The organism is Halopseudomonas sp. (genome assembly GCF_036961105.1).
Classification (GTDB): Bacteria; Pseudomonadota; Gammaproteobacteria; order Pseudomonadales; family Pseudomonadaceae; genus Halopseudomonas.
On record NZ_JBALWW010000047.1, the window covers coordinates 1 to 977 of the forward strand.

The following is a 977-nucleotide window of genomic DNA, read 5'->3' on the forward strand; positions in this document are numbered from 1 at the left end:
GCCAAAGGCTCCAACGGGCATGCCGCCACCGATGACTTTGCCTAAGGTAATGAGGTCAGCATCAATATTAAAACGGCCCACCGCGCATTGGGGGTGAACCCGGAAGCCGGTCATGACTTCGTCGATAATCAGTAGTGCACCACTCTTGGTGCATTCTGCTCTAAGGCTTTCCAGAAAGCCTTCGACAGGCGGTATACAGCTCATATTACCAGCGACGGGTTCTAAAATAACGCAGGCTACTTCTGAGCCAATTTCTGCAAAGGCTTTTTTGATACTGTCGATATCGTTGTAGGTTAGCGTCACGGTGTGGTCTGCCAGCGAGGCGGGAACACCGGGTGAGCTGGGTACGCCCAAGGTTAAAGCGCCGGAGCCTGCTTTAATCAGGAGAGAGTCTGAGTGGCCGTGGTAGCAGCCTTCAAATTTGATGATTTTATCGCGACCCGTGAAACCACGAGCCAGTCGAATGGCACTCATCGTAGCTTCGGTGCCGGAGCTGACCATGCGTACCATGTCCATACCCGGGACTAATTCGCAAAGTTTATCGGCCAGTTCTATTTCCAGTTCCGTGGGCGCGCCAAAGGTCATGCCTTTATCCAGCTGGGCTTTCACTGCAGCAATGACTTCTGGATGGTTATGGCCCAAAATCATCGGTCCCCAGGATTGCACGAAATCCACATAGCGTTTGCCGTCAACATCAAACAGGTAGGCTTTTTCAGCGTGGTCAAAAAATACCGGGGTACCGCCAACGGCTTTAAATGCACGGACGGGAGAATTAACGCCACCGGGGATATGCTTTTGTGCGGCTTCAAACAGTTGCTGAGATCGTTGCATGGGATTGGGCATGGGATTAGTCTGGCTTTATTCTTGGAAATTAGGGACGCTATTATCCTCGATTGTTGATGCGTGCGCCAATGGACGCAGGACAACTAATGATAGAAAGTATGAGCGATAAGCAATACTGGCTAAAAGGATGTATG

Annotated in this window: 1 protein-coding gene; it reads right to left on the reverse strand. The window is 50.9% G+C overall.

All coding sequences use genetic code 11. The features are described from left to right. The coding region (locus V7756_RS18880) for a glutamate-1-semialdehyde 2,1-aminomutase (protein ID WP_335611748.1) at positions 1-831 on the reverse strand (831 nt) is incomplete at its 3' end. Positions 832-977: the final 146 nt, after the last annotated feature.